This is a genomic window from Variovorax sp. V93 (assembly GCF_041154485.1).
In the GTDB taxonomy this organism is placed as follows: Bacteria; Pseudomonadota; Gammaproteobacteria; order Burkholderiales; family Burkholderiaceae_C; genus Variovorax; species Variovorax beijingensis_A.
On record NZ_AP028669.1, the window covers coordinates 5,191,173 to 5,216,249 of the forward strand.

Sequence of the window (25,077 nt, forward strand, 5' to 3'; positions counted from 1 at the left end):
TGGGCGCTGCCGCTCACAGCGGCTGGTCGTTCGGATGGCGCAGGAGTTCCTGCATGTCGGGCGACATCGGGAAGTTGACCGTGATGTTGCCCTTCACGGCAATCGGCTTGAGAAAATACTTCTCGTACAGCGAGGCAAACTCGCCCGATCGCATCATCCCGGTGATCACGCCGTCGACGAGCTTCTTGAAGGCAGCATCGCCCTTGCGCAGCATGCAGCCGTAGGCCTCCTTCTGCTGGGGCACGCCAACCACTTCCCAGTCGGCCGGATTCCGGGCGCGCGCGATGTTGCTGAACAGAATGATGTCGTCCTGCGTGGCCGCGACGGCCCGGCCTGTTTCAACGGTCAGGAAATTCTCGTTGATGTCCTTGGCCAGGATGATGTTGATGCCCCACTTGTTCTTCTCGTTGAGCTGCCGCAGCATGCGCTCGGCCGTGGTGCCCGCGCTCACGACGACGTTCTTGCCGACCAGATCGGACCAGTGCTTGATGCCCGAGTTCTTGCGCACGAGCAGCCGTGCCCCGACCACGAAGAAGGTGGTGGAGAACGACACCTGGTTCTGCCGCTCGGCGTTGTTCGTGGTGGAGCTGCACTCCAGGTCGACCGTCTGGTTGGCCACCAGCGGAATGCGCGTCTGCGGCGTCACCTCCAGCGTCTTGACCTCCAGCTTGGCGAGCTTCTGGTCCTTCTTCACCTGCTCGACCACGCGCTGCGAGATCTCCCAGGCAAAGCCCGCCTGCTTGTTGTTGTCGTCCAGGTAGTTGAAGGGAATGGACGCGCCGCGGGTTGCCAGCGTGATGGAGCCGGTGTCCTTGATCTTCTTGAGCGTGCCGTCCAGCGGCTGCGCGGCCGCAGCGGCGCACAGCGCCAGTGCGGCAGAGGCGAGACAGGAGCGAATCAGGGGCTTGAGGATCATCGTGGGCTCCGGTGGTCTTGGATCAAAGGGTGGAACTCTTCTGGAAGGCGTTCAGCGCGCCCAGCAGCTCGTCGAGCAGCGCCCGCGGGTCCTGAAGGCCGATGGACAGGCGGATGACCGGGCCGTGCACGTCGCAAAATTTGCGCCCGGCCAGCTCTTGCGCGGGATAGAAGGCCGCGATGCTGCGCACGCCGCCCCAGCTCGCGCCGATGGAAAAATGCCTGAGCTCACGGAACATCGCGCGGTAGGCGTCGTAGGGAGCGTCCACGAGCTGCAGCGACATCACGCAGCCCGCCTGCTTGAAGTCGCGCGCCCACAGGGCATGGTCCGGTGTTCCGGGCAACGCGGGAAAGAGCATCCGGCGCACCAGCGGGTGCTCGGCAAGCCGCCCGGCAATCAGTTGCGCGCTGCCGGCCTGGCGCTCCATGCGCACCTGCATCGTGTCCAGGCCGCGGGCGACGAGAAAGCAATCCTCCGGGCTCACCGCCAGCCCCATCTGCGATTGAAGGCCGCGCAAGGACCGGTACAGGTTCTCGTCCTGGATCGCGATGCTGCCCATCAGCACGTCCGAATGGCCGCCCATGTACTTGGTGCAGGCATGGACGCACAGGTCCACGCCATGCGCCAGGGCGGCAAAGCCCAGCGGGCTGGCCCAGGTGTTGTCGATGGCCGTCAGCACGCCGCGGGCGCGGGCCACGGCGGTGATCGCCGGTATGTCCTCCACCTCCATCGTCACGGTGCCCGGCGACTCCAGCCAGATCAGCCGCGTGTTGGGGCGGATGAGCCGCTCGATGTCCGAGCCGATGCGCGGCGGGTAGAACTCGACCTCGACGCCGAGAGCCTGCAGCCGTTCGACCGCGAAGGATTTGGCGAGACCGTATGCGGCGTCGGTCATCAGAAGGTGGTCGCCCTTCTTGAGCAATGCGAGCAGCACGCTGCAAATGGCCGCCTGGCCCGAAGGGAAGACAACGCAGTGCGCGGCGCCGTCCAGTTCGGCAATGCGGAGTTCCAGCGCGCGCTGCGTGGGCGTGCCGGTGGTTCCGTAGCTGAAGCCGTCCGGCAGGCGGTTGCGCCGGTGCACGAAATCGTCGAGCGAATCGAAGACGACCGTGGAGGCCCGCCATACCGGCGGTGCCAGGCTGGCGAAGGCGCCCGCAGCTGAAGCGTCGAGAGCAGGGGTCTGGGAATTCAACATGGGAAAGAGGGGTCGGTGCCTTGGCTGCAGCTCACTGCGCCGGCGCGGTTTCAATGAGCCGCAAGGCTTGCTTCATCTGGTCGACGGCCATGTTCTCCAGGTCGGTGTAGACCTTCATGTCCGCCGACAGCCGCGCAAAGGTCTCCCGCGCCGCCGCGACCTTGGCCGGATCGTTGGTCTTCGGATTGGCCAGCGCCGCTTCGAGGCGCTTGTACTCGCTGGTGAGCAAGGCCGGCTGCTCGCCCAGCGCCCGCAGGCCGGCATTGGTCATCGAGCGGATGCGCAGCACCATCCTCACGTCGGATTGCTCCATCTCGGCTTGCGCGCGTTCGAATGCGAGCTTCGCGGCCAGGGCCGCTTCGCTGTCGAGCTTCTTCGTCGCCGCAACGGCGTTGAACTTGGCGATGTCGGCCGAAAGGTCATGTGCCCACGAGGGCGCAGCCAAAGCCAGTGCGGTCACTGCAATGACGGTTCGAAGTTTCACGTCGCTTCTCCAGGTGGGTGGCTGAAGCCGCAACTCTAGGACCGCATAGATAATCTGAATCGCGCTCAAAGTTTTTTCTCCATAAGTGATTGTTATATGTTGCTGCGCGAGATCGAGGTGTTCCGTTCGGTGATGTCGGTGGGGTCCGCCAGCAAGGCCGCCGCGCTGCTGGGGGTCACACAACCCGCCATCAGCCAGTCGCTGAAACGGCTCGAAGACGCGGCCGGCTTCGCGCTTTTCCGCCGGCTGCGGGGCCGCCTGCATCCAACACCCGAAGCGCAGGCGCTGCTGGTCGAGGTGGAGCGGGTTTTCGTGGGCCTCAGCAGCATCGAGCACCGCATGCGCAGCCTGAAGCGCTTCGGCGTCAACACGCTGCGCATGGCGGTCTATCCCGCCTTCGGCCTGACCTTCGTGCCGCGGGTGCTGTCGCGCCTGGTCACCGAGCGTCTGGACGCCGAGGCCCGGCCACAGATTTCGCTGCAGGTGCTCAGTTCGCGGGAGGTGCACGAGGCCGTGCTGGGGCGCCAGGTCGACTTCGGGCTGATGGCCGACGAAATGCCGACCACCGGCCTGGAGCACTCCGAATTCGCGCGCTTTCCGGGCGTGGTGGTCATGCATCCGAAGCACCGCCTGGTCAATGCCAGGACCATTCAGCCGCAGCAGATTGCGGAAGAGCCGTTTCTTGCGCTCAACCCCGAGGACGCTTCGCGAAGGCGCCTCGAGCGCGCGCTGGCGGAGCGCAACGTCGCCCTGAGCGTGCTGGTCGAAACGCCGTATGCGGCGAGCGTCTGCGAAATGGCGCTGAGCGGAATGGGCATCGGCGTCGTCAATCCGGTCACGGCACTGGAGTACGCGCGGCGCGGATTGGTCATCCGCCCGCTGTCGCTCGATGTCTCTTTCGCCGGGCTGCTCGTGCTGCCACCGGGCCAGCCGCTGTCGGGGCTTGCGCTGCGCATGCTGCAGCTCATGCGCATCCAGCTTGCCGAGGACCAGAAGGCCCTTGCGGCCTTTCTCAAGCCCCGCCCCAAGGCTTGAGGGCGCTCATTTCGGCGAGTTTCCCTGGACCGGATCGCGGCGCTCGATCCTCGCGTTCACGCGCAGGACTGCCGCCTGACGCGGCCTACGCCTTCAGGTACTCGGCCTTGGTGCCGAGCCAGCGGTCGATGTGGCGCTGGGCCAGGTCGTGGTGCTTGTCGAGCATCAGTGGCGCGAGTTCGCGCGCCCAGTCGAGCAGCATCGTGTCGGTGGCAAGGTCGGCAAAACGCAGCAGCGGCGCGCCCGACTGCCGCGCGCCCAGGAATTCGCCCGGGCCGCGGATCTCGAGGTCGCGCCGCGCGATCTCGAAGCCGTCGCTGGTTTCGGCCATGGCCTTGAGCCGGGCGCGGGCCGCTTCGCCGACGCGGCCGCTGTCGCCCGGCGCGTAGAGCAGCACGCAGGCCGAGGCCGCGGCGCCGCGCCCCACGCGGCCGCGCAGCTGGTGCAGCTGCGAGAGCCCGAAGCGCTCGGCATGCTCGATCACCATCAGCGAGGCATTCGGCACGTCCACGCCCACTTCGATCACCGTGGTGCTCACCAGCACCTGGATCTCGTTGGCAGTGAAAGCGGCCATCACCGCCTGCTTCTCGGCCGTGGGCATGCGCGAATGCAGCAGCCCGACGTTGACGGCCGTGCCGAGCGCATCGGCCAGCTCGTCGCGCGTCTCGGTGGCGTTGCGCAGGTCGACGGCCTCGCTTTCCTCGATCAGCGGGCAGACCCAGTAGACCTGCCGGCCCTGGGCGATCTGCGCCTGGATGCGGTCGATCACCTCGTCGCGGCGGTGGTCGGCCACCAGCTTGGTGACGATGGGCGTGCGGCCCGGCGGCAACTCGTCGAGCGTGGAAACGTCCAGGTCGGCGTAGTAGCTCATCGCCAGCGTGCGCGGGATCGGCGTGGCGCTCATCATCAGCAGGTGCGGTTCGAGGTGGCCCACCGCCTTGCCGCGCAACGCCAGGCGCTGCGCCACGCCGAAGCGGTGCTGCTCGTCGATGATCGCCAATGCGAGGTTCTTGAAACGCACTTTCTCCGAAATGACGGCATGGGTGCCGATGACCAGCGCCGCCTCGCCGCTCTCGACCGCGGCCGACATCGCGTCGCGCTCCCTCTTCTTCTGGCTGCCGGTGAGCCAGGCCACGCGCAGGCCGCGTTCGGCCAAGAGCGGATCGAGCCAGCCGACCAGCTTGCCGAAGTGCTGCGCCGCGAGGATTTCGGTCGGCGCCATCAGCGCGCACTGAAAGCCCGCATCGATGCAGCGCGCCGCCGCGAGCGCCGCCACCACGGTCTTGCCCGAGCCCACGTCGCCCTGCAGCAGGCGGTGCATCGGGATCTCGCGGCGCAGATCGCGGGTGATTTCCTCGCCCACGCGCTGCTGCGCGCCGGTCAGGCCGAAGGGCAGCACCGCGAGCAGCTGCGCATGCAGCGAGCTCGCCTGCGGCTCGGCCGAGGAAGGCAGCATCGGCGCACGCTGCGCCGCGCGCTCCAGCCGCGCCTGCAATTGCGAGAGCTGCTGCGCCAGCAGCTCTTCCGCCTTGATGCGCTGCCATGCCGGGTGGCTGTGGTCTTCGAGCGTGGCCATCGCCACGTCGGGCGTCGGGTAGTGCAGGAAGGTCAGCGAACTGCGCAGGTCCCAGGCGCCGCGCCATCCGATCTGCACGGGAATCGTCTCGTCGAGCACCGCGCGCGCCAGGCCCGAGCGCACCTCGCGCCGCAGCACCGGCTGGGGCAGTCCGGCAATGGTCGAATAGACCGGCGTCAGTGCCTGCGGCAGCGCCGTGCCGGCCGCCTTGACGGTCGGATGCATCATTTGCCGCCCGACGAAGCCGCCGCGCATCTCGCCCCGCACGCGCACGCGCGCGCCAATGGCCAGCTGCTTCTGCTGCGAGGGATAGAAGTTGAAGAAGCGCAGCTGGCAGGTGTCGCTGCCGTCGTCGATGGTGGCGATCAGCTGCCGGCGCGGGCGGAACACCACTTCGCATTCGGTCACCACGCCCTCGACCTGTGCCATGTCGCCGTCGCGCGTGTCGGCCAGCCGCACGATGCGGGTCTCGTCCTCGTAGCGCATCGGCAGGTAGAGCGCGAAGTCGATGTCGCGCACCAGGCCGAGCTTGCGCAGCGCGCGCTGCACGGCGCTCAGCCCGGCGCCGGGCGCGGCCGGGGCGGCGGCGGGCGGGCTTGTGGTCTTTTCGGGCGGCACGGACTTCGCGGAAGCGGGCATGGGACAATTCTGCCCGGCTCCGGCCACGTCCTCCTCATCTTCCATGCCTCCTTGGCACGGGCCCGTCCGGCCCTCAAGCACCATGCGCGCCTTCACGCTTTCCGATTTCGATTTCGACCTGCCGCCCGAGCTGGTGGCCCAACACCCGGCTCCCGAACGCACGTCCTCCCGCCTCCTCGACGGCACGGGCGACGCGCCCGCCGACCGCATCTTCAAGGACCTGCCCTCGCTGCTGCGCGCGGGCGATCTGCTGGTCTTCAACGACACGCGCGTGGTCAAGGCACGCCTGTTCGGCGAGAAGCCGACCGGCGGCAAGCTCGAGTTGCTGGTGGAGCGCGTGCTGCAGGGCCACGAGGTCGTGGCGCACATGAAAGTGAGCAAGAAGCCGCCGGTGGGCACCACACTGCAGATGGTGGGCGGCTTTCGCGCGACGCTGCTGGGCCGCTGGCCCGACGAGCAGGGCGCGCTGTTCCGCTTCGGCTTCGAGAGCGACGCCGGCGAAGACCCCTACGCGCTGATGGCCCGCTGCGGCCATGTGCCGCTGCCGCCCTACATCACGCACACCGATTCGGCCGACGACGAAAGCCGCTACCAGACCGTGTTCGCGCGCGTGCCCGGCGCGGTGGCTGCACCGACCGCTGCGCTGCATTTCGACGAGGCGCTGCTGGCCGAGCTCGAAGCCCGCGGCGTGCAGCGCGCCAACGTCACGCTGCACGTGGGTGCGGGCACCTTCCAGCCCGTGAAGACCGAGAACATTTCAGAGCACACGATGCATGCCGAGCGCTACGAAGTGCCCGAGGCCACGCAGCGCGCCATCGCCGACTGCAAGGCGCGCGGCGGCCGCGTGGTCGCGGTCGGCACCACCACCGTGCGCACGCTCGAATCGTGGGCCAGGAGCGGCGAGGCCGCGGGCGACACGCGCATCTTCATCACGCCGGGCTTCGTGTTCGAGCACGTCGACCTGCTGGTCACCAACTTCCATTTGCCGAAGAGCACGCTGATGATGCTGGTCTCGGCCTTTGCGGGCTATGAACACGTGATGGCGCTCTATGCCCACGCCATCGCGCAGCACTACCGTTTCTTCAGCTACGGCGACGCCATGCTGCTGGCGCGCGCTCCCACATGAAAACCAACCACGCCATCCGCGCCTCGCTGGCCGCGCTCGCCTTCGGATGCACGCTGCTGCTGCCCGTGGCCGGCCATGCACGCGGCTACACGCCGCAGGGGCTGTGCGGCGGCTATACGCGGCTCGACATCGGCAGCCCCGCAGGCACCTGCGTCGCGCTGCTGGCCGACGAGGCCCAGGGCCTGCGTGCGCCCCGGCGCATCCTCGAGGTGGCGCCGGGGCGCTACTGGGTCGTCGACATGGGATCGTGGGAGCCGCGCCGCGGCCGCCTGCTCGAGATGGTGCTGCCCACCGAAGGCGCCGCGCCACGGCGCGCGCGCTTCAGCGTGCTGGCCGAGCAGCTCGACCGGCCGCTGGGCCTCGTGGCCGGGCCCGACGGCAAGATCTACGTCGGCGAGTCGGGCACGATCTGGCGCACGCCGATCCCTCTGCCCGGCGGCACTCTGCAGCGCGAGACGGTGATCGACGGCCTGCCGGGCGACGGCACGCATCCGCTCAAGGAACTGGCCTTCGGACCGGGCGGGCGGCTCTACGTCAACGTCGGCTCCGACTCCGATGCCTGCCGCGATGCGTCGTCGAAGCAATACCCGCTGCCCTGCCCCGACCTGGCCGGACCGAAGCCGCGCGCCGCCGTGTACGAGGCCGTGCTCGCCGGGCCGGACCACAAGCTGCAGAGCTTCAAGCCCTTTGCCACCGGCCTGCGCAACTCGGTCGCCCTGACCGTGCTGCCGGACGGCCCCGCCAAGGGCACCGTGCTGCAGGGCGAGAATTCCATCGACTATGAAGACGTCGGCCAGCCGCCCGAGGAGCTGAACCGGCTGCAGGCCGGGCGCGACTACGGCTGGCCCTATTGCGTAGGCAACCGGCAACCCGCGCGCGGCTACGAGAACCGGCACGACTGCAAGGCCACCGAGGCACCGCTGATGCTCTGGCCCGCGCACGCCGCGCCGCTGCAGATGATCACCGGGCCCGCGGACAGCCGCTTCGCGGGGCAGCTGCTGGTCGCCTGGCGCGGCCACCAGCCGCCCGGCCACCGCGTGGTGGGCTACAAGCTCGATGCGCGCGGCCTGCCGTCGGGCAAGCCGATCGAATGGCTCGCCGGCTGGAGCCCCAAGGCCGGCGTGCGCCCGATGGGCCGCCCCACCGGCATCACCGTCGACCGGCAGGGCCGCCTGCTCGCCGTCGAAGACTTCAACCGTACCATCCTGATGCTGCTGCCGGACACCGGCGCCGCCCCCCAGAAATGACCGACACCACGTCCCTGCCGCGCCTGAAGTTCGAACTTCTCAAGACCGATCCCGCGAGCCACGCGCGCCGCGGCACGCTCACGCTCAACCATGGCGTGGTGCAGACACCGATCTTCATGCCCGTGGGCACCTACGGCACCGTCAAGGGCGTGATGCCGCGCAGCCTCGATGAGATGGGCGCGCAGATCATCCTGGGCAACACCTTCCACCTCTGGATGCGCCCCGGCCTCGACGTGATGGCCAGCTTCGGCGGGCTGCACCAGTTCGAGAAATGGAACAAGCCGATCCTCACCGACTCGGGCGGCTTCCAGGTCTGGTCGCTGGGCGCGATGCGCAAGATCAGCGAGGAAGGCGTGAAGTTCGCCTCGCCCGTCAATGGCGACAAGCTGTTCCTCACGCCCGAGGTCTCGATGCAGATCCAGACCATCCTCAACAGCGACATCGTGATGCAGTTCGACGAGTGCACGCCCTACGACACCCAGGGCCACATCACGACCGAGGCCGAGGCGCGCATCTCGATGGAGCTGAGCCTGCGCTGGGCCAAACGCTGCCAGCACGAGTTCGCGCGGCTTCAGAACCCCAACGCGCTGTTCGGCATCGTGCAGGGCGGCATGTTCGAGAACCTGCGCGAGGAATCGCTCGCGGCGCTGGTCGACATGGACTTTCCGGGCTACGCCATCGGCGGCGTGAGCGTGGGCGAGCCCAAGGAGGAGATGCTGCACATCATGGGCCACACGCCGCACCGGCTGCCCGCGAACAAGCCGCGCTACCTGATGGGCGTGGGCACGCCCGAAGACCTGGTGCAGGGCGTGGCCGACGGCGTCGACATGTTCGACTGCGTGATGCCCACGCGCAACGCGCGCAACGGCACGCTGTTCACGCGCTTCGGCGACCTGAAGATGCGCAATGCGCGCCACAAGAACGATCCGCAGCCGATCGACCCGAGCTGCACCTGCTACGCCTGCGCGGGCGCACCGCGAGGCCCCTCCGGTAGCCCGGGCGTCTCGTGGAACGACGGCGGGCGCGAAGGCTTCAGCCGCGCCTACCTGCACCACCTCGACCGCTGCGCCGAGATGCTCGGGCCGATGCTCGCCACCATCCACAACCTGCACTACTACCTGAACCTGATGCGCGAGATCCGCGAATCGCTCGAGGCGGGCACGTTCACGGAATTCCGCGCGCGCTTCAAGTCGGAGCGCGCACGCGGCATCTGACGCGCAGCGCTACTTCGGCGGCTGGATCGCGAGCGGCGTGGCGTAGGGCTCGATGCGCAGCAGTTCGTTCCTGAACACCACGATCTGCCTGAGGGGCGCCTGCACCAGCGCGCCGCCCGCGTCCTTGTGCGAGGCGTATTGCCACAGCGTGAGCTGGCCCTTGGCCGCGAGCTGAGCGGCCAGCCGTTCCACGGCAGGATTGGAGCCCGACCCCAGCTGCGCCGCATCGGCGCCCACGATCACCTCGTCGCGCGGCGAGACCAGCTTGAAGAGCTGCATGGACGCCGCCGCCTGGGCGCGCACGGGGCGCACCGCCAGCACGGCGGGAAGAAGCGCGAGCCCAAGAAGGGTGCGGCGGGGAAGCGTGTTCGTCGTCATGGAGAAGGAGCGTAGCCACCAACGCCCGCGCCGGCCATTCGCCGGAAGCCATACGCCGGCCGGCGGCCCCTCGCCATGCAGGGGCACGCCCATCCGGTACGCTTGCCGCTCGTAGCCATCGCTGTTGCCGCATTCACATGACCACCGACGCATCACCACTTTCGTCCTACACCGCCCGCTATCCCTCGCTGGCCGGCCGCACCGTGTTCATCTCGGGCGGTGCGAGCGGCATCGGAGAGGCGCTGGTCCGGGCCTTCCACGCGCAGGGCGCGAAGGTCGGGTTCTGCGATCTCGACACGGCCGCCGGCACTGCGCTCGCGGCGCAGCTGCAGGGCGAGACGCCCGCGCTGTTCATCGCATGCGACGTGACCGACACGGCGGCGCTCGCGGCCACCATTGCCGCGGTGCGCGCGCAATTCGGCCCGATCGGCGTGCTGCTCAACAACGCGGCCAACGACCGGCGCCACGAGATGGCCGACGTCACCAGCGAAGACTTCGACCGCCTCGTGGCCGTCAACTTCAAGCACCAGTTCTTTGCCGCGCAGGCGGTGGCGGACGACATGCGCGCGCTGGGCGGCGGCTCGATCATCAACTTCGGCTCGATCAGCTGGATGATCAAGGGCCGCGGCTATCCGGTCTACCAGGCCTGCAAGGCGGCCGCGCGCGGCCTAACGCGCTCGCTGGCGCGCGACCTGGGCAAGCAGAACATCCGCGTCAATTCGATCGTGCCGGGCTGGGTGATGACCGAGCGGCAGATCAAGCTGTGGGTCAAGCCCGAGTCGGGCGCGGAGATCGATGCGGCCCAGTGCCTGCCGGGCCGTGTGATGGCCGAGGACATCGCGGCGATGGCGCTGTTCCTGGCCGCCGACGATTCGCGCATGTGCACCGCGCAGGACTACGTGGTGGACGCGGGCTGGACCTGAAATAGGCTCGCCCCCAAAAAAGAAAATTACCGGGTACCGATCTTCTTAGTCGCGCAGTTCGGCCGGCAGCGTGCCGCCATTGGCGGCGATGCGGCTCATCACCTGCTTGTGCAGGCCGATGTTCCATTCGGCCGAACCCGGCTCGCCATCGCTGTAAAGAATCTCGCTGGCCAGTTCCTTGCGCGCGGCGAGGCTGCTGTCCAGGCCCAGCAACTTGAGCAGGTCGACGATCGAGGTGCGCCAGTTCAGGCCGGCGGCACCAGGCATCGCGTCCAGGACGGCGGGCACGTCGCCCAGCGGGATCGCAGGCGGCGGTGCGGCAGCGGCCGGCGCGCCCGGTGCAGCCGCCGGCGGTGCGGCGACGACTTCAGCGGCGTTGGCCGACGGAAAAATCTTGGAAAAAATCTTGCCGAAAATGCTCATGGGTGTGCTCCGTCAATGTGAATGGGAAAACCCGCGGCACGGCGTTGCGTGCCGCAGCCCCGGGGTTGTAGCACGCCCATGCGGCGGTTCCGCTACGTGGCCGGCAGAACCGGGGCACCCGGCGTGACCAATTGCGCAGTGCCGGTCACAGGTATGTGCGGCGACTGCGCCCGCGCGCCCGCTGAGGTTCCGCAGGCATGGCAGAACTTGGAGAACGCGCTCTTGCGCGTCTCGCACTGGCCGCAATGGTCGAACAGGCCGATGCCGCAGTGCGGGCAGAAGTCGATCTCGCCGTTCTTCAGGTCCACCGGGCGTTCGCAGCCGGGGCACACGCCCTTGCCGAGCCGCGCGAGCGCAACGTCGTAGCTGAGCTCCTCGCGCCGCACCTGGTCGGGCTGCTGCTCGGCGAGCTTCTGGCGCGCGAGGTAGGCGTTGAGCGCAACGATCGCATAGCGCCCCACGAGCACCGTGACCACAATGCCCACCGCGTAGCGCACGTAGCCGCCATAGCTCGGCAGGTAGGGCACCAGCTCGACGAAAAAGGCGAACAGCGCGAAGAAGATGAAGCCCCAGACGAAGGGCCAGTAGGTGCTCTTGCGCTTCTTCGCAAAGAGCCAGCCGGCCACGGCCAGCAGCGGCAGCGTGAGCGCGAGGCGGTAGGCGAACACGCGCAGCTCGACGCGGCGGTACTCCGCTTCGAGCTTTTTTTGCGCATCGCGCTCCAGCAGCGACAGCGCCTCGCGGGCGCGCTGCTCGGCCTGGCGCGCATCGAGCACGATCTGCTGCTGCGCATTGACCAGGCGCTGGGCCTCGTCTTCCTTCTGCTTGAAGGCATCGAGCGCCTTGGTACGCGCGATCAGCTCCGTGTCCTGGTCGGGCTGCGCGGTGGCGCGCCGCGTGGCGATCCAGTTGCCGAAGGTCTCGCGGGCGTTGGCACTGGCCTGCCGTGCGGCGCTCTGCTGCAGGCGGACCTGCTCCAGCTGCCGCGTCGCCTGCAGCTCGGCGGCCTCCGACGCCTTGATGGTGCTGCGCAGCGGCTCGGCCGCGGGGCGGTCGATGAAGTCGTCGAGTTCGAGCGTGCGCTCGACCCGCGGCAGGTCGTCCACGATGGCGCCGCCGAGCCCGATCAGGAAGCTCGCGAACACCAGCGCCACGAGCCAGAGGCCGCGGCGAAACCATTTTTCGGACAGACGCAATGACTTGCTCATTTCATTCTTTCGGTGAGAGAGAGATTTCTTACTGCAGCTTGAACGCCACCGGCGCCGCGCCGAGCCCTGCGCGCGGCATCCACGCGAACACCGAGTCGACCGTCACGGTTTCGATGCGGTCCGAGAACCGCTTCTCGTTCGGATGGTCGTCGAAAGCCACGCTGGCCGAGCCCACGCGGCCGCCCAGCCGCGTGAGCGGGCCGAGCTTGAGCGTGGTCGGCTCGTAGCCCTTGAACTGCAGCCACGCCTGCGCCTGCGCGCGGCTCGCGATGGTGGCGGGCTCCATGGCCGCGGCCAGCGTCTCGACCGCCCACTGGTTCGACTGCTGGTACTTCTGTCCCCAGGCGTAGCTCACGATGCTGTAGGGCGCAATGTTCAGCCGCACGATGCGCGCGGGCGGCTCGCGGAGCGCGGCCAGCAGCTGCACCTGCATGGCGGGCGCGGGCACGACCCAGGCCGCCTCGTAGCGCCACAGGTCGTCGAGGAAGAACTCGCCGAGCCCCTGGCGGTAGACCGCGGCCACGGCGCTGCCGCACTGGTTGAGCTTGTGCACCACGCGCCATGGACCCTCGTCGGTCTTGTAGGCGATGCCCAGGTGCGAATAGCGCAGGCCGTACTTGCCCAGATCCTGCCCGGCGCGCGCCAGCAGCACGACGCGCGCGCCGCTCGCATCGAGCTGCTGCGAAGTGCGCTCGGCCAGCTGCATGCCCTTGGCGATCAGCTCGGCGGTCGGCCTGGCCTGCTCGCAGGAGCGGCCGGCCTGCGCCTGCAGCGGCAGTGCCGCCGCGAGCACAAGCAGGAGCGCAGGGAAGACCGCGCGCTTCACGACAGCCTCTCGTTGTGCAGCAGCGCACGGCCGATCGCATTGGGCACGAAGGCCAGCACCTCGCCCGCGGCCGACAGCACGACGCCGGTGCCGATCACGCTGACCAGCACGCCCGTGCCGACCGCCGCCGATGCGGCATTGGCGGCGCGCCCCATCACCTTGACGCTGGCACGCGCACCGTCCGAGGCGCGCTCCAGCAGGTAGACGGTGCCGTCGGCCGAGGCCTCGACCGCCACCACCGTGAGCATCGAGCCACCCACCGAGAGCGCGGCAGGCAGCGCGGCCACGGCCGTGGCGGAGGCACCCACTGCCGAAGCGGCACCCACGACCGAGGCCACCGGCAGCAGCGAGAGTGCGGCCGAAGCCTCGCTCTGCGCCTGGGCATGAAGGGGCAGCGTGGCGCCCGCGAAGGCGGTGCAGGCGGCGATCAGAAGCGCAGCAACGGATTTTTTCATGGCGGTCTTTCGTGGATGGATGGATGAAGAAAAAGCGGCGCTCATTCGGCCGAGGCAGCGGCTTCCTGGCGGGCGGCGCGGCGGCCTTGCAGCCGCGCTTCGGCCAGGTCGGCCTCGTGGCGGTCGCGCAGGGTCTTGGCCAGCGTGAAGGCCGAGCTGATCAGGAACAGCCAGCTCACGCCCAGGAAGGCCTTGTAGGCGTCGTTGATCTCCATGCGGACCAGGCCCCAGCCGGTCAGGCCCATCGCGGTGAAGAAGCTGCCCCAGACCACCAGGCGCCACATCGGCACGTCGCGGCCCGCCGTGCCGCTGGCGCCCGCCTGCTGGCTGTCGCGCACGAACTTGGCCAGCATGAAGGCGGTGCTGAGGCAGAACACATAGCCCATCACCATGAACGCACGGTCCAGCGCCTCGCCCGGCAGCCAGCTCAGGCCGGTGGCGCACAGGAACACGGCGATCGCGAAGGAAGCCCAGACCTGGAACTGCCAGGCCCGCGTGTCGCGCTGGATCGAAACGGTGGTGGAAGGGAAGGTTTGCATGCGTGCCTCGCGGCGTAGTGAAGGTGAGCGAATGATGGTCCGCTCCCGCGCCACGGGACTCGAATGCTTCGACCAGTTCCGGTTTGAGCCGCTACGGGTATCTTGAAGAGATACTTTTCGGCACCTTGTGCGCCGGAAGAGAGGCCGCGCCTTACGCGGCCAGCAGCAATCCGCTCACGCGCTGCTGCAGCGCCTCGGGCCGCACCTCGGCCGGCGGCACGGCATGGCCGACGTTGAGCCCCACGCGGCTGAAGAAGCCGCGGCGGAAGGGCTTGGCCATGGCCACGTTCTGGCCGCCGCGCAGCTCGATGCGGCTGAAGTACGAGCCCCAGAGATTGGTCAGCGCCATCGGGATCACCGGCGGCTCGATGCCTTCGGCGCGCGCGCTTTCGATGATCTTCATCACGCCGCCCTTGAAGGGCTGCAGCTGGCCGTCCCGCGTGATGGCGCCCTCGGGAAAGATGGCCAGCAGGTCGCCCTCGCGCAGCACGCCCAGCGCCTTCGCGAACGCCGCTTCGTAGGCCGCCGGGTCTTCCTTTTGCGGCGCGATCGGAATCGCCTTGGCCAGCCTGAACAGCCAGCCGAGCACCGGCACCTTGAAGATGCGGTGGTCCATGATGAAGCGGATCGGACGCGGGCTCGCGGCCATCAGCAGTATGGCGTCGATGAAGCTCACGTGGTTGCACACCAGCACCGCGGCGCCTTCGGTGGGAATGTGCTCATCGCCCTTGATCTCGAAGCGGTAGACGAAGTGCGACAGCATCCACGCGATGAAGCGCAGCAGGTATTCCGGCACCAGCATGAAGATGTAGAACGCCACCACGGCGTTGGCAATGCCCGTGAACAGGAAGATCTGCGGGATGGTGAAGCCGGCGCCGAGCAGCGCACCCGCGATGACCGAGCTGCCGATCATGAACAGCGCATTGAGGATGTTGTTGGCCGCGATGATGCGTGCGCGGTGCGTGGGCTGGCTGCGCAGCTGGATCAGCGCGTACATCGGCACGCTGTACAACCCCGCGAAGAGCGACAACAGCGCCAGGTCGGCCATCACGCGCCAGTGCGCGGCCTGGCCCATGAAGGCGCCCAGCCCCATGACCGCTACCGGAGGCAGCGCGCGCGATGCAAAGTACAGGTCGATGGCGAACACGCTCATGCCGATCGCGCCCAGCGGCACCAGGCCGATCTCGACCTGCCGGCGGCTCAGCGTCTCGCACAGCAGCGAGCCCACGCCGATGCCCACCGAGAACACCACCAGCAGCAGAGACGCCACCTGCTCGTCGCCGTGCAGCACTTCCTTCGCGAAGCTGGGGAACTGGCTCAGGAACACCGCGCCGAAGAACCACATCCACGAGATGCCCAGGAGCGAGCGGAACACCACGATGTTGCCGTGCGCGAGCTTGAGGTTGCGCCAGGTCTCGCTGAACGGGTTCCAGTTGATCACCAGCCCCGGGTCGGTGGCCGGCGCCCGCGGAATGGCCTGGGCCACGCCGCGCCCCACCAGTGCCAGCAGCACGCAGGCCACCGCCACCGTCGTGTGGCCGACCTGCGGCAGCGCCACCAGCAGCCCGCCCGCCACCTGCCCGAGCAGGATGGCGACGAAGGTGCCCATCTCGACCATGCCGTTGCCGCCCGTGAGCTCGCGCGCGTCGAGCACCTGCGGCAGGTAGGCGAACTTGACCGGCCCGAACAGCGTGGAATGCAGGCCCATGAGGAACACGCAGCCCAGCAGCACCACCGCATCGGCGCGCACGAAGCCCCAGGCCGCGAGCAGCATGATCGCGATCTCGAGGTTCTTGACGAAGCGGATCATCTTCGTCTTGTCGAACTTGTCGGTGAGCTGCCCCGCCGTGGCGGAGAACAGCAAAAACGGCAGGATGAACAGCGCGCCGATGGCCAGGCCCGCCATGGCCGGCGGCATCCAGCTCAGCTGGAGCTGGTAGGTCACCATGACGGTGAAGGCGAACTTGAAGAGGTTGTCGTTGGCCGCGCCCGCGAACTGGGTCCAGAAGAAGGGCGCGAAGCGCCGCTGCCCGAGAAGCGCGAACTGGTTCGCGTGGGCGTTCGCCTCGTGGGGCGCGGTGGCGGCAGTGGCAGCAGCGGCGGGGGTTGTCATTCGGAACATCTCCTCTTGTTATCTACTGGCGCAGCGACACGCAGTGCGCGAAGACTGGGGGCGGGCCTATGTCATGCCGTCACGGCGGCGGCTGCGTCGGGATTGTGCCGCAGCAGGGTCGCGCGCCAGTTCATGTCGAGCTTGCGCAGCGCCGCCAGCACCGGCAGGCCCGCCAGCGATGCGGTCAGGTGCTTGAGGGTGTGGCCCGAGACCACCTGCTGCGTCGCCTCGTAGATCGCGTGGTCGGCCAGCTCGAATGCCTTGGCCAGGGCATAGAAGCAGATCACCCAGCCCAGCTTGAGCCCGACCGCGCCGCGCATCGGCGTGGCGATCGCGAGCGTGAGCACCAGCGCCATGCCGCCGAACTGCACGATGGCCCAGGGCAGCACGTTGCCGCTTTCCTGGAACACCTCGGCCGACAGCAGCCCGGCCATCAGCACGAACCAGGCGGCCGGCCAGCCGGCGCGCTGGCTCACGCGCTCGCAGACCGCGATGCCGATCAGCCCCGCGAACGCCACCGCCATGCCGGCGCGGTCGGCCGCGAGCCGGGCGCCGTCGGGCATCAGGTGGAAGAAGGCCGATCCCGCAGCAGTGGCGACCAGCCCGGCAAAGAAAAGCCAGGCGCAATCGAGCGTGTTGTCCGGCGGATCGTTGGCCGGCGGCGCCAGCGGGAACTGCGCCAGCGCCTCCTGGTGGGCACGGTCGATCCGGTTGAGCCGGTACAGGCCCCAGAAGCCGATCAGCATGAAGGGCAGGTTGCTCAGCACGTCCATGGCGTTGGGCAGGCCGTGCCAGCTGCGGTCGTCGGCGAACACCGAGGCAATGGCCACCTCGGCCGCCGGCAATGCGGGCCCGAACAGGGCCACCAGCGCGAGCAGCGCGAAGGTGAAGAGCAGTCCGCGTTCGCGGCGGCTGAGGGTGGGCAAAGGCATGGCGGTCCTCGGTGGTGGGTGGTACGAGCCGCGGAATTTAGTTGCCAGTCTCTCTACAGGCATCGAGAATCGATACGAGGCACTAATTCACACCTTTCAGTATCTTTTTCTAATACCTCCTTCCGCATCGGCACCCTCATGAGCACCACCGTCGACCTCGTCCAAGCCCTCAAGAACGAACTCAAGAGCGCCCGCATGACCTACGCCGACCTGGCGCGCTCGCTCGACATGGCCGAATCCAGCGTGAAGCGCATGCTGGCCAAGAGCGACATGCCGCTGTCGCGTGTCGACGCGATCTGCCGCGCGCTCAAGATCGACTTCGCCGAGCTGGCGCGCCGCGTGGCCGACGCCCAGCCGCTGCTGAAGGAGCTCACGCAGGAGCAGGAAAAGGCGGTGGTCAAGGACAAGAAGCTGCTGCTGGTGGCCATCAGCGTGCTGAGCCAGTGGACGCTGGAGCAGATCGTGGCTTCGTACCGGATCAGCGAGGCCGAGTGCATCGGCTGCCTGGCGCAGCTGGACCGCATCGGCATCATCGAACTGCGCCCGCTGAACCGCTACCGGCTGAAGCTGGCCAAGACCTTCCGCTGGCGGCCGCACGGCCCGGTGATGGAGTTCTTCCGCGAGAACGTGGTGCTCGACTACTACCGCGGCGGCTTCGATGGCCCGGCCGAAGGGCTGCTGCTGGTGCACGGGTCGATCAGCCGCTCGCTCGCGCCCGCGTTCCTGGAACGCCTGCAGCGCGTGGCGCAGGACTTCGCGCAGCAGCACCAGACCGACCAGAAGCTCTCGGCCAAGGACCGCGAGGGCTACACGCTGCTGCTGGGCATGCGCAACTGGGAGTTCGAAGCCTTCACACGCCTGCGCAGAGCTTGAGGCCAGACAGCCGCCCACCCCAGGAACACCGAGGAACCGGCTTTGCCGGGCCTCCGGTGTTGCCCCCGGCAGGGGGTTGGAGAAGCGACACGAAGTGCGCGGAGCCTGGGGCGAGCCTTATTTCGCGGCCTCTAGTGCGTCGCGCGTGGTGCGCGCAGCTTTTTGGGCCGCGGCGGCAAAGTCGTCGCCGGAGGAGGCGTAGATGATGGCGCGCGACGAGTTCACGATGATCGGCGCGTCGGGGCGCCAGCCGGCGCGCACCGTGGCCACCGCATCGCCGCCCTGGGCGCCGACGCCCGGAATCAGCAGCGGCACCGTCGGCGCGAGTTCGCGCACGCGCTCGATTTCCGCCGGATAGGTCGCACCCACCACGAGGCCGAGCTGTCCGTTGAGGTTCCACGGGCCCTGCGCCAGCTTGGCGACGTGCTCGTAGAGAAAGGGCTGGCCCTCGATGTCCGCCAGTCGCTGGCCCTGCAGGTCGGAGCCGCCGGGATTGCTGGTGCGGCAGAGCAGGAAGGCGCCCTTGCCCTGGTGCTTGAGGTAGGGCGCCACCGAGTCGAAGCCCATGAAGGGCGACAGGGTCACGGCGTCGGCGCCGTAGCGTTCGAAGGCCTCGATGGCGTACTGCTCGGCCGTGGAGCCGATGTCGCCGCGCTTGGCGTCCAGGATCACGGGCACGTCGGGCGCGTTGCGGCGCATGTGCTCCATCAGTTGTTCGAGCTGGGCTTCGGCGCGGTGGGCCGCGAAATAGGCGATCTGCGGCTTGAAGGCGATGACCAGGCCGGCCGTCGCGTCGACGATGCGCGCGCAGAAGTCATAGATGCGGCTGGCGTCGCCCTTGAGCTGCCCCGGGAACTTGGCTGGCTCCGGATCGAGCCCCACGCAAAGCAACGAACCGTTTTTTTGCTGTGCGGTGGCCAGCTTGTCGAGGAAAGTCATGGGTCCGATTTTACGGACCCGCCCGCCATGCCTCAGTTCGACGGTGTTTGCTGTTCGGCGGCCAGGCACAGATCCGCCCAGGCGCGGGCCTTGTCGGCCGGGTTTCGCAGCAGGTACGCGGGGTGGTAGGTGGCCACCACCGGCACCCCGCTGGCCGAGGGCAGCGGCACCGCGCGGCCGCGCAGCTTGCCGAGCGGATCGGTGCTTTGCATCAGGCTCTGGGCGGCCAGCGGGCCCATGGCGAGCACCAGGCTCGGCGCCAGCGCGGCCGCATGTTCCGCGAACGCCTCGTCCATCGGACGCGGGCTGCCGGGCTGGCCGGCGCCGACGCCGCGGTGCGTGCGCATCAGGTGCACCGGCGTCTTGCCGTCGTGCAGCTGGAGGGCGCGCAGCATGTTGTCGAGCAGCTTGCCGGCATCGCCCGCAAAGGGCTCGCCGTGGCGGCCGTCGGCTTCGGGCGGCATGTCGGCCACCACCAGCCAGCCGCCTTGCGCTGCCTCGGCCGAGGCCTCGGCATAGAGGCGGCGCGGCGCATCGACCAGCACGGCGGCGCCCTGCGCGAGCAGCGCGGGCGCGGTGGGGCGCGCGGCCGGGGCCGGTACGGCTGCAACGGGCCTTGCGGCCGGCGTGGGCGCGGCGGACGGCGCTTCGGCCACGGCGGGCGCGCGCTCGCGGACGGCGGACGGCGGCTCGGCCACCGCTGCCGCTTCCACGCCCGCGGGCGCCGCTTCGGCAGCTTCGGGCATCGGCCACCAGACCTTCACGCCCATCTCGTCGAGCATCGCGCGCTGGCGGGCGTCGAGCTTCAATGTCTGTACCGCGCTCATCGCAAGGCTCCCCAGGCAGAGCCTGATTCGTTCAATCGCAGGCTCATGACGACCGCGTCCTCGCGCTTGCCTTCATGGGCCGGGTAGTAGCCCTTGCGCACGCCCACGCTGCGAAAACCCTGGCGCATGTAGATGTCGAGCGCGCGCCGGTTGCTCTGGCGCACCTCGAGCCAGAGCCACTGCGCGCCCTGCGCGCGCGACCAGCCGGTCAGCGCCTCGAGCATCAGCGGCGCCCAGCCCTGGCGCTGGAAGGCCGGCGCCACGGTGATGTTGAGCAGGTGCACTTCGTCCACGCCCTTCATGGCGACGAAGTAGCCGATCAGCGTCTCGCCGAGGCTGGTGATCGGCGTGCCCAGGTCGGGCCGCGAAACCGGGGCCAGCAGGCATTGGCAGTGGTAGCCGACCGCCATCGAATCGATGAAGTTGGCCCGCGTCCACGGATGGCTGTAGGCCGTCTGCTCGACCGCGCAGACGGCATCGAGCCGCTCGACGGTGAGCGGTTCGAGGCGGGCTTCGACGGGCTGGAGGACAGCGCTCATGGATTGGCAACAGGTGGAACCGCCAGCGCGGCCGCCTTGATGGCAGCACGCTCATCGGTGGTTTGCGCCACTTTATCGCGAACATAGAGCGGCCAGGCATGTGCCGCATCCACCGTGCGCCCCGCGGCCAGCAGCGCGGGCGCCAGCCGCAGCATGGCGGTGGCCGTCGGCAGCACTTCGTGGCGCGCCGCGGCCGGGGCCAGGCGCGGGCCGTAGGCGGCAAAGGCGTTGCCGGCGAGGGACCAGCCGGCGGGCACTTCGAGCGCTTCGGGCGCGAGCAGCAGCGGCTCGACGTCCGCGCCGCCCAGCGCACCGCCCCCATCGAAGTCGTAGCGCGCGGCATAGAGCTGGTCCATCCGCGCGTCGAGCACCGCCACCACCTGGCGCGCGCCGAAGGCATGGCGCGCCTCCTCGGCCACGGCCAGCAGCGTGTCGACCGGCAGCAGCGGCACGCCGGCGCCGAAGGCCAGGCCCTGCGCCACCGAGCAGGCGGTGCGCAGGCCCGTGAAGGAGCCCGGCCCGCGGCCGAAGGCGATGGCGTCGAGCGCGGCAAGTTCGAGCCCGGCCTCGGCCAGCAATTGCAGGATGAGCGGGATCAGCGTGCTCGACGCCTGTGCGCCGCCGGCACCGCTGTGCGTGAACAGGCGCTCGCCGTGGCGCACCGCCACCGACAGGTGCTCGGTGCTGGTGTCGAAAGCCAGGAGCCTAGGCATCGCGGCACCCCGCGGCGGTGGCCGGTATCGCGGGTCGCGCAGCCGCGCGCCCCCCGGCTGTTGTTTTCTGCACGCCGAACAGGATGCCCGCGGTCACCAGCAGCAGGCCGGCGATCAGGTTCCAGTAAAGCGGCTCGTCGAGCCAGATCACCGCGCCGAAGGCCGAGAGGCCGGGCACGAGCGCCGTGATCATGGTGCTGCGCACCGGCCCGAAGTACTGGATCATCTTCGTGAAGGTGATGCCCGAGACGACGACCGAGCCGACGCCCTGGAACAGCATCTGGAACGCCACCTCGCCCCAGGGCGCGGCGCCGATGCGGCTCACGACCGTGCCGCCCGCCACCAGCAGGCCGTAGGCCGGAACATAGGCCAGCAGCGCGAACACGGTGATGGCGATGGTCGCGCGCACGGCGTCCAGCCCGTGGCGGCGCGCCACCACGCTGTAGCAGGCCCAGCAGAAGGCCGCGGCCATGAAGAGCAGGTCGCCCTTCCAGACCTCGCCGCCCTCGAAGGCGTGCAGCAGGCTGCGCCCGCCGACCACCAGGTCGCCGGCCACGATCAGCGCGAGGCCGAAGGCGCGGCCCGGCGTGATGCGGTCGCGCAGCACCAGCGCGGCCAGCAGCGTGGTCCACAGCGGCAGGCTGCCGGGCATCAGCACCGAGGCGTGGCCAGCGGGCGCGAAGAAAAAGCCGCTGTAGGCCAGCAGGGCATAAGCCACGCCGCCGAAGATGCCGGCGCCGGCCGTGACGCGCAGCGACAGCGGCGACAGCCCGAACAGCGACGACGCGGCGCCGTCCTTCTGCCGCTTGCCCTTCATGACCATCCAGGCGCCCCAGGGCACCAGCACCAGGCTGGCACCGCAGATGCGCGCGAGCGCCAGATCGAGCGGGGTGAGCGAGCGCGCGGCCGAGGCCCGCGCGATCACGATGAAGGCAGTCCAGACCAGCACGGTGACCACGGCCGCGCCGATGCCGATCGTGCGGGGCGAAAAACGGGGCAGGGCGGGCATCCCGCGATTATCCAGGGCAGGCCGCGGCCGCGCCGGCCAGGGGCGAATCGGCGCCCCGGGCGCCGTCAACCGCCGTCGCTGCGCAGGATGGCGAGCCCGGCCTTTCGCAGCGGTGCCAGCGCGGCGACGGGCGCTTCCGGCGACACCAGCAGGCTGGTGGCGGCCGAGACCGGGTGGATGACCCAGGCCGAGGCCGCGCCGATCTTTTCCGACGAGGCCAGCACCACCGTCTCGGCCGCGGCCGCCATGAGTGCGCGCTTGATCGCGGCCTCCTCGACGTCGCCGGTGGTCAGGCCCGCCTCGGCATGCACGCCGGTCACGCCGAGGAAGCAGGTGTCGGCGTGGACGCGCGAGATGGCGTCCATGGCCGCGGCGCCCACCGCCACCATCGAATGCCGGAACAGCCGCCCGCCGATCAGCACCACCTCGATGCCGGCATGGCCCGCCAGCTCGACCGCCACCGACGGGCTGTGCGTGACCACCGTGGCGCGCAGGCTGGCCGGCAGGTGCCGCGCCATCTGCACGGCCGTGGTGCCGCCATCGATGAAGACCACCTGCCCGGGCCGCACCAGCCGTGCCGCGGCGCGGCCGATGGCCACCTTTTCCGCGGTTGCGAGCTGCAGGCGGCCCGCGAAGTCGGCTTCGGCCGGGGCGACCGGCAGCGCGCCGCCGTGCACGCGCTGCAGCAGCCCCTCGGCGGCCAGCTCGCGCAGGTCGCGGCGGATCGTGTCTTCCGACAGCGCCAGCTCCTCGCTGAGCGACTTGGCGACGACGTTGCCGTCGCGCTGCAGGACCGAGAGGATGTGTTGCTTGCGCTGGCGGGTGAGCATCGGGCGATGGTAGCGGGCAGGACTGCAGATTGCACGAATTTTCTTGTTTCTGCACGAATTTGCGCATAAGCTGCGCGCCATGACAACCCTCCACGACCGCGTCCGGGTGCACGAAGTCACCCTGCTTTCCGACAACTGGTACACCCTCAAGACCACCGCCTTCGACTGGCGGCGCAGCGACGGCCAGTGGCAGCGCATGCACCGCGAGACCTACGACCGCGGCAACGGCGCCACGCTGCTGCCCTACAACCTCGCGCAGCGCACGGTGCTGCTGACGCGGCAGTTCCGCTACCCGGCCTTCGTCAACGGGCATGACGAGCTGCTGATCGAGGCGGCCGCCGGCCTGCTCGACAACGCGGCGCCGGAGGAGCGCATCCGCGCCGAGGTGGAAGAAGAACTGGGCTATCGCCTGGACGCGGTGCAGAAGGTGTTCGAAGCCTTCATGAGCCCGGGTTCGGTGACCGAGAAGCTGCACTTCTTCTTGGCCGAATACGAGCCCTCGATGCGCATCGGCGGCGGGGGCGGCCTGGCCGAGGAGGGCGAGGACATCGAGGTGCTCGAGCTCGGCATCGACGAGGCGCTGGCCATGGTGGCGGACGGGCGCATCGCCGACGCCAAGACGGTGATGCTGCTGTATCACGCGCAACTGCATGTTTTCGCGCCGAGATAATCGGCACGATGCGTCTTCGTCGTCTCTCCTTCTTCCTGCGCGCCGCCTGCGCGCTTTCCTTCACCGCCCTGGCCGCTCCGGGCGCGCTTGCACAGCAGGCCCTTCCGGGCGAAGTGGAGACCGCCCTTGCGCGCGCCAAGGTGCCGCGCGACGCGGTGACGATGCTGGTGGCCGACGCCGACGGCCTGCGCCCGCCGCGCCTGGCCTGGCGCACGCAGGTGCCGGTGAACCCGGCATCGATCATGAAGCTGGTCACGACCTACGCCGCGCTCGACCTGCTCGGGCCGGCCTACAGCTGGAGCACGCCGGTCTACGTCGATGGCACGGTGAGCAACGGCGTGCTCAACGGCAACCTCTACATCAAGGGCCAGGGCGACCCCAAGCTGGTGCTGGAGCGCGCCTGGCTGCTGCTGCGGCGCGTGCAGGGCCTGGGCATCACCACCGTGAGCGGCGACATCGTGCTGGACCGCAGCGCCTTCGACGGCGCGATCGAGAACGACCCGGCCGCCTTCGACGGCGAGCCGCTGCGGCCCTACAACGCCTCGCCCGAGGCGCTGCTGGTCAACTTCAAGTCGGTCAACATGGTCTTCACGCCCGAGCGCGGCGGCCAACTGGCGCGCGTGAGCTACGAGCCGCCGCTCGCCAGCGTGTCCATGCAGCCCACGGTGGCGCTCGCGCCCGGCGAATGCGGCGACTGGCGCGCGGCGATCAAGCCCGACTTCAGCGACCCGAACCGCATCCGCTTCATGGGCGCCCTGCCGGCCGCCTGCGGCGAGAAGAGCTGGGCCGTGGCGTATGCAGACCCGCGCACCTACGGCCTGCGCGCCATCGGCGGCATGTGGGCCGAGATGGGCGGCCGGGTCGGCGGCCAGATGCGCGACGGCCGCGTGCCGGCCGGGCTCAGGCCGGTGTTCGAATTCGGCTCGCCGCCGCTTGCGGAGGTGGTGCGCGACATCAACAAGTACAGCAACAACGTGATGGCGCAGCAGCTGTTCCTCACGCTCGGGCTCACGCAGAGGAACCGCGGCAGCTTCGAGGCCTCGCGCAGCGCGCTGGGCCAGTGGTGGCGCGAGCGCATCGGCACCGGCGAGGCGCCGCCGGTGTTCGACAACGGCTCGGGCCTGTCGCGCGACGAGCGCATCAGCGCCGCGGCGCTCGGCAAGATGCTGCAGGTGGCTTGGCGCTCGCCGCTGATGCCGGAGCTGGTGTCCTCGCTGCCCGCCATGGGGGTGGACGGCACGCTCAGGAAGCGCACGCTGCGCTCGGGCGGCGCGGCCCACCTGAAGACCGGCTCGCTGCGCGATGCCGCCGGCGTGGCCGGCTATGTGCACGGTGCAAGCGGCCGCCGCTACGTGCTGGTGGCGATTGCCAACGGCGAGAACGCGGGGGCCGCGCGCGCCGCGTTCGACGCACTGGTCGACTGGACGGCGCAGGACAACTGACGGCCA

Annotated in this window: 26 protein-coding genes; 8 read left to right on the top strand and 18 right to left on the bottom strand. The window is 69.3% G+C overall.

Annotated features, from left to right (window positions below; translation table 11 throughout):
* Positions 1–13: 13 nt before the first annotated feature.
* From ACAM54_RS24695 to ACAM54_RS24705, 3 genes are read right to left on the bottom strand one after another with little or no spacing between them, the layout of a single operon-like run.
* Positions 14–916, bottom strand: a complete 903-nt coding sequence (locus ACAM54_RS24695) for a transporter substrate-binding domain-containing protein (RefSeq protein ID WP_369649233.1) — start codon at positions 914–916, stop codon at positions 14–16.
* A gap of 22 nt (positions 917–938) precedes the next feature.
* Positions 939–2,111, bottom strand: a complete 1,173-nt coding sequence (locus tag ACAM54_RS24700; protein ID WP_369649234.1) for a PLP-dependent aspartate aminotransferase family protein — start codon at positions 2,109–2,111, stop codon at positions 939–941.
* Between the two features lie 31 nt (positions 2,112–2,142).
* Positions 2,143–2,595 carry a hypothetical protein gene (locus tag ACAM54_RS24705; protein WP_145739312.1) on the bottom strand — a complete coding sequence of 151 codons (453 nt, stop codon included), beginning with the start codon at positions 2,593–2,595 and terminating at the stop codon, positions 2,143–2,145.
* 96 nt (positions 2,596–2,691) lie between these two features.
* On the opposite strand from ACAM54_RS24705, the gene ACAM54_RS24710 reads away from it, so the two are divergent.
* The gene (locus ACAM54_RS24710; RefSeq protein ID WP_369649235.1) at positions 2,692–3,630 is read left to right on the top strand and encodes a LysR substrate-binding domain-containing protein; all 939 of its coding nucleotides are present in this window, start codon (positions 2,692–2,694) and stop codon (positions 3,628–3,630) included.
* 85 nt (positions 3,631–3,715) lie between these two features.
* Here ACAM54_RS24710 and recG read toward each other — a convergent pair whose 3' ends face one another.
* Positions 3,716–5,845: an ATP-dependent DNA helicase RecG gene (gene recG / locus ACAM54_RS24715; RefSeq protein ID WP_369649236.1), complete on the bottom strand. Its 2,130-nt coding sequence runs from the start codon at positions 5,843–5,845 to the stop codon at positions 3,716–3,718.
* Positions 5,846–5,927: 82 nt separating this feature from the next.
* Here recG and queA point away from each other — a divergent pair, with 82 nt between their 5' ends.
* The 3 genes from queA to tgt are packed head-to-tail and all read left to right on the top strand — an operon-like array spanning position 5,928 to position 9,432.
* On the top strand, positions 5,928–6,971 hold the full coding sequence (gene queA, locus ACAM54_RS24720; RefSeq protein ID WP_209535583.1) for a tRNA preQ1(34) S-adenosylmethionine ribosyltransferase-isomerase QueA: 1,044 nt from the start codon (positions 5,928–5,930) through the stop codon (positions 6,969–6,971).
* Positions 6,968–8,218, top strand: coding sequence for a sorbosone dehydrogenase family protein (locus ACAM54_RS24725; protein WP_192325410.1), 1,251 nt, complete (start codon positions 6,968–6,970; stop codon positions 8,216–8,218). The genes queA and ACAM54_RS24725 overlap by 4 nt, the downstream gene beginning before the upstream one ends.
* On the top strand, positions 8,215–9,432 hold the full coding sequence (gene tgt, locus ACAM54_RS24730) for a tRNA guanosine(34) transglycosylase Tgt (RefSeq protein WP_369649237.1): 1,218 nt from the start codon (positions 8,215–8,217) through the stop codon (positions 9,430–9,432). The genes ACAM54_RS24725 and tgt overlap by 4 nt, the downstream gene beginning before the upstream one ends.
* 9 nt (positions 9,433–9,441) lie before the next feature.
* Here the strand turns inward: tgt and ACAM54_RS24735 are convergent, their stop codons facing one another.
* The gene (locus ACAM54_RS24735) at positions 9,442–9,810 is read right to left on the bottom strand and encodes a hypothetical protein (RefSeq protein ID WP_225613070.1); all 369 of its coding nucleotides are present in this window, start codon (positions 9,808–9,810) and stop codon (positions 9,442–9,444) included.
* Positions 9,811–9,947: 137 nt separating this feature from the next.
* On the opposite strand from ACAM54_RS24735, the gene ACAM54_RS24740 reads away from it, so the two are divergent.
* Positions 9,948–10,733: an SDR family NAD(P)-dependent oxidoreductase gene (locus ACAM54_RS24740; protein WP_192325408.1), complete on the top strand. Its 786-nt coding sequence runs from the start codon at positions 9,948–9,950 to the stop codon at positions 10,731–10,733.
* 45 nt (positions 10,734–10,778) lie between these two features.
* On the opposite strand, the gene ACAM54_RS24745 is transcribed toward ACAM54_RS24740, so the two are convergent.
* The 7 genes from ACAM54_RS24745 to ACAM54_RS24775 form a co-directional block, all read right to left on the bottom strand.
* Entirely contained in the window at positions 10,779–11,156 is a 378-nt protein-coding gene (locus tag ACAM54_RS24745; RefSeq protein ID WP_009124759.1) for a DUF3597 domain-containing protein, read from the bottom strand.
* A 92-nt stretch (positions 11,157–11,248) separates the two neighbouring features.
* Positions 11,249–12,364, bottom strand: a complete 1,116-nt coding sequence (locus ACAM54_RS24750) for a serine endopeptidase (RefSeq protein ID WP_369649238.1) — start codon at positions 12,362–12,364, stop codon at positions 11,249–11,251.
* Positions 12,365–12,392: 28 nt separating this feature from the next.
* Positions 12,393–13,190 (bottom strand): DUF2145 domain-containing protein, encoded by a 798-nt coding sequence (locus ACAM54_RS24755; protein ID WP_369649239.1) that lies wholly within the window; start codon positions 13,188–13,190, stop codon positions 12,393–12,395.
* Positions 13,187–13,645, bottom strand: a complete 459-nt coding sequence (locus tag ACAM54_RS24760; protein ID WP_369649240.1) for a hypothetical protein — start codon at positions 13,643–13,645, stop codon at positions 13,187–13,189. The genes ACAM54_RS24755 and ACAM54_RS24760 overlap by 4 nt, the downstream gene beginning before the upstream one ends.
* A 41-nt stretch (positions 13,646–13,686) precedes the next feature.
* The gene (locus ACAM54_RS24765; protein ID WP_145739289.1) at positions 13,687–14,184 is read right to left on the bottom strand and encodes a YiaA/YiaB family inner membrane protein; all 498 of its coding nucleotides are present in this window, start codon (positions 14,182–14,184) and stop codon (positions 13,687–13,689) included.
* Positions 14,185–14,335: 151 nt separating this feature from the next.
* On the bottom strand, positions 14,336–16,297 hold the full coding sequence (locus ACAM54_RS24770) for an MFS transporter (protein ID WP_209500155.1): 1,962 nt from the start codon (positions 16,295–16,297) through the stop codon (positions 14,336–14,338).
* A 71-nt stretch (positions 16,298–16,368) separates the two neighbouring features.
* Positions 16,369–17,229, bottom strand: a complete 861-nt coding sequence (locus ACAM54_RS24775; RefSeq protein ID WP_145739286.1) for a hypothetical protein — start codon at positions 17,227–17,229, stop codon at positions 16,369–16,371.
* Positions 17,230–17,367: 138 nt separating this feature from the next.
* Here ACAM54_RS24775 and ACAM54_RS24780 point away from each other — a divergent pair, with 138 nt between their 5' ends.
* On the top strand, positions 17,368–18,102 hold the full coding sequence (locus tag ACAM54_RS24780; protein WP_145739284.1) for a helix-turn-helix transcriptional regulator: 735 nt from the start codon (positions 17,368–17,370) through the stop codon (positions 18,100–18,102).
* Between the two features lie 117 nt (positions 18,103–18,219).
* On the opposite strand, the gene pyrF is transcribed toward ACAM54_RS24780, so the two are convergent.
* From pyrF to ACAM54_RS24810, 6 genes are all read right to left on the bottom strand, one after another.
* Positions 18,220–19,041 carry an orotidine-5'-phosphate decarboxylase gene (gene pyrF, locus ACAM54_RS24785; RefSeq protein WP_369649241.1) on the bottom strand — a complete coding sequence of 274 codons (822 nt, stop codon included), beginning with the start codon at positions 19,039–19,041 and terminating at the stop codon, positions 18,220–18,222.
* A gap of 32 nt (positions 19,042–19,073) precedes the next feature.
* Positions 19,074–19,868 carry a uracil-DNA glycosylase family protein gene (locus ACAM54_RS24790; protein ID WP_369649242.1) on the bottom strand — a complete coding sequence of 265 codons (795 nt, stop codon included), beginning with the start codon at positions 19,866–19,868 and terminating at the stop codon, positions 19,074–19,076.
* Positions 19,865–20,407: a ribosomal protein S18-alanine N-acetyltransferase gene (gene rimI / locus ACAM54_RS24795; RefSeq protein ID WP_062364083.1), complete on the bottom strand. Its 543-nt coding sequence runs from the start codon at positions 20,405–20,407 to the stop codon at positions 19,865–19,867. Before rimI ends, ACAM54_RS24790 begins: the two co-directional genes overlap by 4 nt.
* Positions 20,404–21,120 carry a tRNA (adenosine(37)-N6)-threonylcarbamoyltransferase complex dimerization subunit type 1 TsaB gene (gene tsaB / locus ACAM54_RS24800; RefSeq protein WP_192327616.1) on the bottom strand — a complete coding sequence of 239 codons (717 nt, stop codon included), beginning with the start codon at positions 21,118–21,120 and terminating at the stop codon, positions 20,404–20,406. The genes rimI and tsaB overlap by 4 nt, the downstream gene beginning before the upstream one ends.
* A complete protein-coding gene (locus tag ACAM54_RS24805; protein ID WP_369649243.1) occupies positions 21,113–22,129 on the bottom strand; it encodes a DMT family transporter in 1,017 nt (338 codons plus the stop codon). Before ACAM54_RS24805 ends, tsaB begins: the two co-directional genes overlap by 8 nt.
* A 65-nt stretch (positions 22,130–22,194) precedes the next feature.
* Positions 22,195–22,959, bottom strand: a complete 765-nt coding sequence (locus tag ACAM54_RS24810; RefSeq protein ID WP_209535597.1) for a DeoR/GlpR family DNA-binding transcription regulator — start codon at positions 22,957–22,959, stop codon at positions 22,195–22,197.
* 79 nt (positions 22,960–23,038) lie between these two features.
* Between ACAM54_RS24810 and ACAM54_RS24815 the strand changes: the two genes are divergently transcribed.
* Together ACAM54_RS24815 and dacB are read left to right on the top strand one after the other, a co-directional pair.
* Positions 23,039–23,629 carry a GDP-mannose pyrophosphatase gene (locus ACAM54_RS24815; RefSeq protein ID WP_369649244.1) on the top strand — a complete coding sequence of 197 codons (591 nt, stop codon included), beginning with the start codon at positions 23,039–23,041 and terminating at the stop codon, positions 23,627–23,629.
* Between the two features lie 8 nt (positions 23,630–23,637).
* Complete coding sequence (dacB, locus tag ACAM54_RS24820) at positions 23,638–25,071, top strand: D-alanyl-D-alanine carboxypeptidase/D-alanyl-D-alanine-endopeptidase (protein WP_369649245.1); 1,434 nt, start codon at positions 23,638–23,640, stop codon at positions 25,069–25,071.
* The last annotated feature ends 6 nt before the right edge of the window (positions 25,072–25,077 follow it).

Excerpts from the sequence above, each read along its gene's own strand:
- ACAM54_RS24740 (WP_192325408.1), top strand. The coding sequence starts at position 9,948 with ATGACCACCGACGCATCACCACTTTCGTCCTACACCGCCCGCTATCCC.
- ACAM54_RS24750 (WP_369649238.1), bottom strand. The coding sequence starts at position 12,364 with ATGAGCAAGTCATTGCGTCTGTCCGAAAAATGGTTTCGCCGCGGCCTC.
- ACAM54_RS24745 (WP_009124759.1), bottom strand. The coding sequence starts at position 11,156 with ATGAGCATTTTCGGCAAGATTTTTTCCAAGATTTTTCCGTCGGCCAAC.
- dacB (WP_369649245.1), top strand. The coding sequence starts at position 23,638 with ATGCGTCTTCGTCGTCTCTCCTTCTTCCTGCGCGCCGCCTGCGCGCTT.
- ACAM54_RS24790 (WP_369649242.1), bottom strand. The coding sequence starts at position 19,868 with ATGAGCGCGGTACAGACATTGAAGCTCGACGCCCGCCAGCGCGCGATG.
- pyrF (WP_369649241.1), bottom strand. The coding sequence starts at position 19,041 with ATGACTTTCCTCGACAAGCTGGCCACCGCACAGCAAAAAAACGGTTCG.
- ACAM54_RS24695 (WP_369649233.1), bottom strand. The coding sequence starts at position 916 with ATGATCCTCAAGCCCCTGATTCGCTCCTGTCTCGCCTCTGCCGCACTG.
- ACAM54_RS24770 (WP_209500155.1), bottom strand. The coding sequence starts at position 16,297 with ATGACAACCCCCGCCGCTGCTGCCACTGCCGCCACCGCGCCCCACGAG.
- ACAM54_RS24765 (WP_145739289.1), bottom strand. The coding sequence starts at position 14,184 with ATGCAAACCTTCCCTTCCACCACCGTTTCGATCCAGCGCGACACGCGG.
- rimI (WP_062364083.1), bottom strand. The coding sequence starts at position 20,407 with ATGAGCGCTGTCCTCCAGCCCGTCGAAGCCCGCCTCGAACCGCTCACC.
- ACAM54_RS24805 (WP_369649243.1), bottom strand. The coding sequence starts at position 22,129 with ATGCCCGCCCTGCCCCGTTTTTCGCCCCGCACGATCGGCATCGGCGCG.
- queA (WP_209535583.1), top strand. The coding sequence starts at position 5,928 with ATGCGCGCCTTCACGCTTTCCGATTTCGATTTCGACCTGCCGCCCGAG.
- ACAM54_RS24760 (WP_369649240.1), bottom strand. The coding sequence starts at position 13,645 with ATGAAAAAATCCGTTGCTGCGCTTCTGATCGCCGCCTGCACCGCCTTC.
- ACAM54_RS24810 (WP_209535597.1), bottom strand. The coding sequence starts at position 22,959 with ATGCTCACCCGCCAGCGCAAGCAACACATCCTCTCGGTCCTGCAGCGC.
- ACAM54_RS24735 (WP_225613070.1), bottom strand. The coding sequence starts at position 9,810 with ATGACGACGAACACGCTTCCCCGCCGCACCCTTCTTGGGCTCGCGCTT.
- recG (WP_369649236.1), bottom strand. The coding sequence starts at position 5,845 with ATGCCCGCTTCCGCGAAGTCCGTGCCGCCCGAAAAGACCACAAGCCCG.
- ACAM54_RS24815 (WP_369649244.1), top strand. The coding sequence starts at position 23,039 with ATGACAACCCTCCACGACCGCGTCCGGGTGCACGAAGTCACCCTGCTT.
- ACAM54_RS24700 (WP_369649234.1), bottom strand. The coding sequence starts at position 2,111 with ATGTTGAATTCCCAGACCCCTGCTCTCGACGCTTCAGCTGCGGGCGCC.
- ACAM54_RS24710 (WP_369649235.1), top strand. The coding sequence starts at position 2,692 with ATGTTGCTGCGCGAGATCGAGGTGTTCCGTTCGGTGATGTCGGTGGGG.
- tgt (WP_369649237.1), top strand. The coding sequence starts at position 8,215 with ATGACCGACACCACGTCCCTGCCGCGCCTGAAGTTCGAACTTCTCAAG.
- ACAM54_RS24780 (WP_145739284.1), top strand. The coding sequence starts at position 17,368 with ATGAGCACCACCGTCGACCTCGTCCAAGCCCTCAAGAACGAACTCAAG.
- tsaB (WP_192327616.1), bottom strand. The coding sequence starts at position 21,120 with ATGCCTAGGCTCCTGGCTTTCGACACCAGCACCGAGCACCTGTCGGTG.
- ACAM54_RS24775 (WP_145739286.1), bottom strand. The coding sequence starts at position 17,229 with ATGCCTTTGCCCACCCTCAGCCGCCGCGAACGCGGACTGCTCTTCACC.
- ACAM54_RS24725 (WP_192325410.1), top strand. The coding sequence starts at position 6,968 with ATGAAAACCAACCACGCCATCCGCGCCTCGCTGGCCGCGCTCGCCTTC.